This is a genomic window from Gammaproteobacteria bacterium (assembly GCA_003696665.1).
In the GTDB taxonomy this organism is placed as follows: Bacteria; Pseudomonadota; Gammaproteobacteria; order Enterobacterales.
The window spans coordinates 1-8163 of the sequence record RFGJ01000645.1 but is presented as its reverse complement, the minus strand read 5'-3'; the positions used below and the strand labels follow the sequence as shown (position 1 = coordinate 8163).

General features: G+C 49.8%; 6 protein-coding genes. 4 read left to right on the top strand and 2 right to left on the bottom strand.

Going from position 1 to position 8163, the window contains the following annotated elements; translation table 11 throughout:
- Window positions 1–330: 330 nt before the first annotated feature.
- The 4 genes from D6694_15490 to D6694_15475 are packed head-to-tail and all read left to right on the top strand — an operon-like array spanning window position 331 to window position 7249.
- Entirely contained in the window at window positions 331–2808 is a 2478-nt protein-coding gene (locus D6694_15490) for a site-specific DNA-methyltransferase (protein ID RMH33654.1), read from the top strand.
- A 15-nt stretch (window positions 2809–2823) separates the two neighbouring features.
- The gene (locus tag D6694_15485; protein ID RMH33653.1) at window positions 2824–3681 is read left to right on the top strand and encodes a nucleotidyltransferase; all 858 of its coding nucleotides are present in this window, start codon (window positions 2824–2826) and stop codon (window positions 3679–3681) included.
- A gap of 11 nt (window positions 3682–3692) precedes the next feature.
- A complete protein-coding gene (locus D6694_15480; GenBank protein ID RMH33655.1) occupies window positions 3693–4289 on the top strand; it encodes a hypothetical protein in 597 nt (198 codons plus the stop codon).
- Between the two features lie 2 nt (window positions 4290–4291).
- Window positions 4292–7249: a restriction endonuclease subunit R gene (locus D6694_15475; GenBank protein RMH33652.1), complete on the top strand. Its 2958-nt coding sequence runs from the start codon at window positions 4292–4294 to the stop codon at window positions 7247–7249.
- 12 nt (window positions 7250–7261) lie between these two features.
- Here D6694_15475 and D6694_15470 read toward each other — a convergent pair whose 3' ends face one another.
- Window positions 7262–7498: a hypothetical protein gene (locus D6694_15470; GenBank protein RMH33651.1), complete on the bottom strand. Its 237-nt coding sequence runs from the start codon at window positions 7496–7498 to the stop codon at window positions 7262–7264.
- 340 nt (window positions 7499–7838) lie between these two features.
- Entirely contained in the window at window positions 7839–8162 is a 324-nt protein-coding gene (locus D6694_15465) for a hypothetical protein (GenBank protein RMH33650.1), read from the bottom strand.
- Window position 8163 lies beyond the last annotated feature (1 nt).

Here is an 8163-nt window from a genome sequence, read left to right as displayed (position 1 = left end):
CGACGTCATCAAGGTGGCCGACTACATCATCGACATGGGCCCCGAAGGCGGCGACCGCGGCGGCCAGGTCGTCGCCACCGGCACGCCCGAACAGGTGGCGCAGGTGGAAGCGAGCTATACGGGAAGGTTTTTGAGGGGGGAGTTGTAGGAGAAAGCGACAAAAATCTGAAAAAGCACCGACCATTCAGTACAAAATCTGCAGATTTGCATCCGTACCTTACTTCCTGCAGGTCTCATGCTCATTATAGGTCCATGTTTCTGAACGCCTGATCGAGCATTCACTTTCGATCAGAAAAAGTACCGCCCATTTCATAGAAAATTACTCTTGCAATGACCAAAGAGGAACGTTTTTTCAATGCCCTGCGTGACGTATTCGTCGGCGCAAAGGTGGAGGGCGAATCCGGCTTCGTCAACCTGATGCGTATCAAATCGTGCTATTACGAGAAGGGGGTCTTTCCCCGCCTGAATGCAGACATCGAACGGGCATTGGAACCCTTTCCCGAGTTCCGCGAGGAGCTGTTCGACCGGCTCTATACCTTTTTCCGCCGCTACTTCTCCGAATCCGGCTCCATCTACTTCCGCTTCACGCCGCCCCACGAGCACGTGTACGAGAAAGTCTACACCGACGACCGGGATGTGGCCCTCTTCTGGAAGACCCACATGCTCTACTACGTGAAAACCGACCGCCTTTTCCGCAGCATGGCGGTGGAGGTGGACGACTTCCTTTTCTTCTTCGACGTTTCCACCCTGGAACACAAGCGGGCCAACGAGAAACGAGCGTTGGTTTTCACCTTCAAGAAGCGGCGGGAGGACGGCACGCTGGTTTTCAGCGTGGCTTACTCGGAAAATAATCGTAAGACAAAGATTGACGACATCCGCAGGGCCATCAAGGATGCCCTGGGGCTCAGAAGGTACACCGCGCAGGTACCCTCGGAGGAGACGCTGGAGCGGGCCTTCCGCCTCTTCGAGCGCCAGAGCGAGGTGGACTTCTTCATCAACAAGAACGCCCGTCGGTTCCTGCAGGAGCAGTTCAACCTGTGGCTGTACCAGTATGTATTTGAACCGGCGCAGCGTCAGGGGACAGTCTGGACAGAGAAACGCATTCGTCAGCTTCAGGTGCTCAAGGAAATTGCCTACAAAATCATTGACTTCATCGCCCAGTTCGAGGACGAGCTGGTGCGCATCTGGAACAAGCCCAAGTTCGTGCTGGGCAGCCACTATGTGATCACCTTGGACCGCATCGCGGCGCAGGAAGGGGGCATGGAAGTGCTGGAGCGCCTCTTCGCCCACGCCGGCATGGAAGCCCAGGTGCAGGAATGGCGCGATCTGGGCATGGTGGAGGAGGACTTCACGCCGGAGCAGGTGTGGGTGACCGACCTGATGGGCAAGCGCCTCCACGAGCGCTACCAGTACCTGCCCATTGACACGAAGCACTTCCCCGACCTGGAGACGGCCATCCTGGCCCTCTTCGACCACCTGGACCAGGCCTTGGATGGCTGGCTGGTGAACAGCGAGAACTACCAGGCGCTGAACACAATGCTGCCCAAGTTTCGGGAGAGAATCCAAACAATTTACATTGATCCCCCCTTTAACCTGGGCAATGGTGGAGATTTTGATTATTTGGTGAACTACAAAGATGCAAACTGGGCTAGCCTTCTTGAGCCCCGTTTGCGACTAGCCAAACACAGCCTTGCCCTTACAGGAAGCATTTTCGTGCGATCCGATTATAACGGTGACTGGATTGTTCGGTGTTTAATGGATGAAATTTTCGGTAAAGAAAACTTTCGGAATGAGATCCATGTAAGGCGTACCCGAACGCTGAAAGGCGAGAACAAAAAGTTTCATACAGCAAATGATACTCTCCTGTTTTATGCAAAAGAAATGTCGCAAATGCATTTCCACGGTTTCAAGAAAGAAAAGGCAAAACCCCGGTGGGTGCGGATGCATTTGCCAGGAAATGTTAAGGGAGATGCTTCAAGAGTTGTGTTCGGAAAGAAAATATATCCCCCGCCAGGACGAAAATGGGTATTAGATCAAAAGGGATTTGATGAAGCCGTCAAAGCCGGATTAGTGAAATGGGATGAGGCAAGCCAAGAGCCTTTATTTCTGAGCAAATATACAACAGTTGGCTCTGACTGGACAGATATATCCAGTTACTCATCCAACTGGGGCTTTAAAACAGAAAACTCAGAAGACCTTCTTTTTAGGGTTTTGAAATCCACATCCAAAGAAAAAGAGATAGTTCTCGACTTCTTTTTAGGATCGGGCACTACCTCTGCTGTAGCTCAAAAGCTCGGACGCAAATGGATTGGAATTGAGATGGGAGCACAGTTTGACGAAGTCACTCTTCCAAGAATGAAAAAAGTGCTTTCAGGCGAAGAATTAGGAATTTCAAAATCTGTAAATTGGCAAGGAGGTGGTTTTTTCAAGTACTTCCGCCTGGAGCAGTACGAAGAGGTCCTGCGCAAGGCCCACTACCGGGACGAGGACGAGCCCCTCTTCTTGCAGGACCCCTACACCCAGTACGTCTTCCTGCGTGACCCCAAGATGCTGGACAACGCCGAAACCGGCGAGCCGGTGATGGAGATGGACACGGAGCAGAACGAAATCCGGGTGGATCTGAGCAAACTCTACCCCGACATAGACCGGGCCGAGACCCTCTCCTGCCTCACGGGCAAGTGGATCCGCCGCATCCACCCGGCCGAAAACGACCCCACTCAACCCGGCACGGTCGAGTTCGAAGACGGCACCACCGTGGACCTGCAAAGCCTGCCTTGGGAAATGAGCAAACCATTAATTTGGTGGTAAGAAAGAGCGGATGCTATGCCAATTCTTGAAAGTCAACTTGAGGGATGGTCCCAGCAGGGATCAATCAGTACTGCAAAGAAAACACATGAATCTATCCGGGCAGCACTAGATCGCTACGAATGGCCTAAGGGCAAACCAGAGGTGTACCTTCAGGGTTCCTACAAAAACAGCACAAACATTCCTGGCGATAGCGACGTAGATGTTGTTGTTCAGCTCAATTCCGTGTTGATGAACAATTTGACTGCAGAACAAAAGCGGAGGTTCGGCTTTGTTAAATCAAACTACACTTGGAACGACTTCTACAGCGATGTCGAACGAGCTCTTACGGACTACTATGGAGCTTCAAGGGTTAGACGGGGAAGAAAAACGCTAAAGGTTCAAACACCATACCTTCCGGCAGATGTGGTGGTTTGCCTCCAGTACAGAAAATACCCGCCCAATCCAAGATCCGAAGATGATTACATAGAAGGCATGAGCTTCTACGTGCCATCCGAAGGCCGCTGGGTGATCAATTACCCCAAGCTCCATTATCAAAATGGTGCAACTAAAAATCAGAAGACGAATGAACGGTACAAACCCACAATTCGCATGTTCAAGAACGCACGGACATATCTTATTAAGCAGGGTGCGCCGCAAGACCTTGCTCCCTCTTATTTCCTTGAGTGTCTTCTCTACAACGTTCCTGATAGCAAGTTTGGCGGAACCTTCCAAGATACTTTCTGCAGCGTTGTAAAGTGGTTGCTTCAAACTGACCTGAGTTGGTTCCGTTGTCAGAACGAACAGGACGATTTGTTTGGAGACTCACCAGAACAGTGGAGTGAAGAAAAGGCTAGGCGCTTCTTGAAATTTATGGTACATCTTTGGAACCATTAGTGATAGTAGAAATGCATCCATATGCTACAGATTCCAAGGAGAGGGTGAATATCGTTGTTTTTTTGGCCCTTTTGTCGGTTGCCATAGCATATGGCATTCATCTTGTCTTGACAATTGTCTTGACAAATTGCGGCACACAATGGCCATGGTGGGCAGAAGCACCTTCAGTAATGGGTGTATTTGGAGCACTTAACACGCTCTTCGATAAGAGACTATGGCGCCACAAATGGTTGCATAGAGTAGGTGTTGTCAAAGTTCCAGACCTTAATGGGCGTTGGAGCGCTAAAGGACATAGCTCAACATACAATGAAGATTTTTCCGGTCATATTCATATCCGGCAGACATGGACACATATAAGCATCACTATGGAAACCGAAAGCTCGAGATCGCACAGTCTCACCGCTTCGCTGCTCCTTAATCAGCCTGAAGGAATTATCCTGAGTTACGAATACAGAAACGAGCCTAAACCAAATGCATTGCCCACGATGCACGTTCACAGAGGGACAGCGGTCCTACGACTGAACGAGGAAGGACAGCTCGAAGGCGAGTATTACAGCGGCAGAGACAGAATGAACTATGGGTCTTTGAGCCTTAAAAGAGCAGGATAAACATGCACACCTTGCAAGACATCATCACCGATCTCCCCTTCGCCGACCTGCCCCCCGCCTGGCAGGATCATGACCTGGCGACTTTTTCGCGCACCAAGCATCTGTGGGACTACCAGCAGGAGGCGCTGCAATACGCCCTCAAGGCCCTGTGGAAATACTACGAGGACTTCGACAATTACGCACCCGACGAACCGGTGGAGACTAACGCGAAGCGTAAGGAGCGGCTGTGGGCGTGGTACCAGGACAACGGGTTAGAAGAGGATTTGGACATGCCGGTGAACAAATTGCTGGAGGAATACTACCCATCCCTAAACGGAAACATCCCTTACCTCCACTTCATTAACCGCATGGGTTTCTGGATGGCCACCGGGAGTGGCAAGAGTCTGGTGCTTATCAAGCTTGTCGAAGTGCTCTGGCAGCTCATGCAGCGCGGAGAGATTCCGAAGCATCCGGTGCTGATCCTCACCACCCGGGATGACCTGCTTGAGCAGCTCAAAGCCCTCGTGGCGGAGTTCAACGAAGGCCACCCCGACTTCCATATCCATCTGGAGGATCTCAAAAACTATCCGGATAGATTGCACATGCTTTTCCCACTTGTGGACACAAAAGAAATTACCGTTTTTTTCTACCGCGCCGACAACCTGGGTGACGAGCAGAAGGAACGCATTGTGGACTTCCATAATTATGAAAATAATGGCAGGTGGTATGTACTGCTGGACGAGGCTCACAAGGGCGACAGGACAGAATCCAAGCGCCAGCATATTTATAGCATTCTTTCCCGCAACGGCTTTCTGTTCAATTTCTCGGCCACCTTCACCGACACCCGGGACATTCTGACCACAGCCTACAATTTCAATCTCTCGGAGTTCGTGCGTGCAGGCTACGGCAAGCACATCGCCATCCTCAAACAAGAAAACCGCGCTTTCAAGGACAAGGAGGACTACACCGGGGCGGAGAAGCAGCGCGTGGTGCTTAAGGCGCTCCTGATGTTGGCCTATGCCCGCAATGCTCAGGAATCTTTGCCCCAAGACCTGCAGGCTTATCACCGTCCCTTGATGCTTACGCTGGTAAATACCGTCAACATCAAAGACGATCAGAAAGATCCAGATTTGATCCTATTCTTCCGCGAATTGGAACGCATCGGCCAGGGGGATATAGACGAAGGGGTGTGGGAGACGGCCAGAGCAGAATTATGGGCGGAATTGGTCGAAGGTCCAGAGTGGTTGTTTGAGGGGGATCGTTTTCAGGCCGATCAATCTCTCTTTGATATGATTACCCAAGCCGAATTGCGCCGGCTCGTATACAACGCGCCGGCACCAGGCGGCATTGAGGTGCTTCTGCGGCCATCAAACCGCCAAGAGATGGCCTTCAAGCTCAAGAGTGCCGATCAGCCCTTCGCCCTTGTCAAGATCGGCGATATTTCCAGCTGGTTGGAAAAAAATAAGCTGGAAGGCTACGAGATTATCGAAGGCTACGAAGACGAAGGCTTCTTCCGCCGTCTGAACGAAGAGAATTCGCCCATCAACATCCTCATGGGCTCCCGTACCTTCTACGAAGGCTGGGATTCCAACCGGCCTAATGTCATTACCTACATCAACATAGGCACAGGAACCGAAGCGAAAAAATTCATCCTCCAGTCGATAGGCCGCGGCGTACGCATTGAACCCTTGCCTGGTTATCGTCGGCGGCTGGTCTCCCTTTACAATGCGGGGTTAGTGGATGAGAATACCTACCGCGCTTTTAGCGACCAGGCTCCCGCCTTGGAGACTCTGTTCATCTTCGGCACCAATCGCAATGCCCTGCAGACAGTAATTGAGCAGTTGGACCAAGAGAAAAGGCGCGAGGCCGAACACGAACTTGCCCTTGAGGTGAACAGTGAAGCTGTGGCAGGCAAGCCCTTGCTCATTCCTCACTATCGGCAGGCCAAGCAACCTGTAGTAAAGGATAGTAAGCCGCGCAAGTTTGAAATTGACGAGCAGGAATTAAAACGGCTCCACCATTATGTAAGCTACTTAGGCGACCCACGGCTGCTGCTCAGCCACCACCACGCCAAGCCGAGGGATATTGCATTGCTCAAGCATTGCCTGGATCAGCCTGGTGAGTATTTTACCACCAATGGCCAACGCCAGTACGGGCAGATTGACCTTCTACTCTCCCGCCTGTTTGCCTACTTCAAGGTAATTCCGGAAGAAGCCGATGGCCTGAAGCTCCTCGAAAACGAAATCCGTCACTTTCGGCACATCAAGGTCTTCTTGGAGGATATTACCGAACTAAAGACCAAAATCCACCAAATTACGGAAGCCCCCAACCATGTTGCTGAACTTCAGAAGCGTTATGAAGCCCGCCAGCTTAGTTTTCAGGAGATGTTGGATGCAGCTCGGGCCATACAGAGTGATACAATTTTTAGCCATGAGGGGCAGAAGCTGCATATCAAACGGATTGCCTCTCACTACTACGTTCCCATACTGATTTCTGAAAATGAACGTATCGACTGGATCCGACACGTCATTCGCCACTCCAGCGAAGTTGAATTTCTAAATGCGCTGGAAACTTACTTACAGAATAACGAAGACGGCTTTCAAAGTCTTGATTGGTGGGCCTTCAGCAAGATCGATGAGACTCTGGACGAGGTTTACATCCCTTACTACGATCCTCAAAGCAATCGAATTCGCCGGTTTATTCCGGATTTCATCTTCTGGTTGCAGAAAGGCGACCAGTACGCCATAGTTTTTGTGGACCCGAAGGGCTTGCAACATACCACCTACCAGTACAAAATAGATGGCTATTGTAAACTCTTCCTGGACGAGGCAGGAAAACAGAGAGTTTTCTCTTATAATGATTTTACCGTGCGGGTTTATCTGCTCCTATATACCCAGGATGCAAATCAAGCGCCGAAAGGGTATCAGGAATATTGGTTTGACACCCCTTCAAGAATAGCAGAGATAATGAAACAAGCCTGAACCTGATACAAATTACTTTATCTTCATATCAGGGACAATGGGACGCATCCGACGCACAATACGGGCTGGATGCATGGTTGGATCCGCGCGGGGAAAGATTTTGCTATGCCGAGCAATAGTGGCCGCCGTCGGGTGAACAACAATGGCACGGTACGGGCCATCAAGCCCGAGCATGTAGTATATGACATAGCCGACAGGATCAATGCACAATCCACACAGCGGCTTTGCCGCAAGCTGCTGAAGAAACACCCAAGAAGATTTATGTCATTTGTGACAATGCGAGCTACAACTGATGCACGTGGTTGCGACAATGGGCAAAAAACCAGCGCATTGAGTTTGTTTACTTGCTTCCTTATTCACTTAATCTCAACTTGATAGAGTGACTTTGGCAATTTCTCCAAAAAGAAGCAATAAGCCCTGTCTATTATGATACTTATGATAAGTTTCGAGAAGTAATTGTTTCTTTTATTGGAAAACACTAAAGCATACAAAGAAGAATTGTATTCCCTGCTGACCTTGAACTTCAGGACAGTAGGCAATGCTTTTATTTATTTTTCCCAAATCACTTCGTAACGGGTATAGATGTTTGTCACTCAAAATAAACGCTGCAGTTGGGCAACAGTTGGTCAATTTTTTCCTGTTCATGTTCGGGGATGAAGTTACCATCATTCAGATACAACTTCTCCAGATTAGTTAATTTTTTGATTTCCACAGGCAGACCTGTCAATCGGTTTGAAGCCAAATTCAAATATCGGAGGTTAATCAACTGTCCAATCTCAGGGGGAATGCTTGTAAGTTCATTAAAACCCAAATGTAAAGAAACAAGGTTAACCAACCGCCCAATTTCAGGAGGAATACTCGTCAATTCGTTAAAACCCAAATTCAAATGCTTGAGGTTGACCAATTGCCCAATT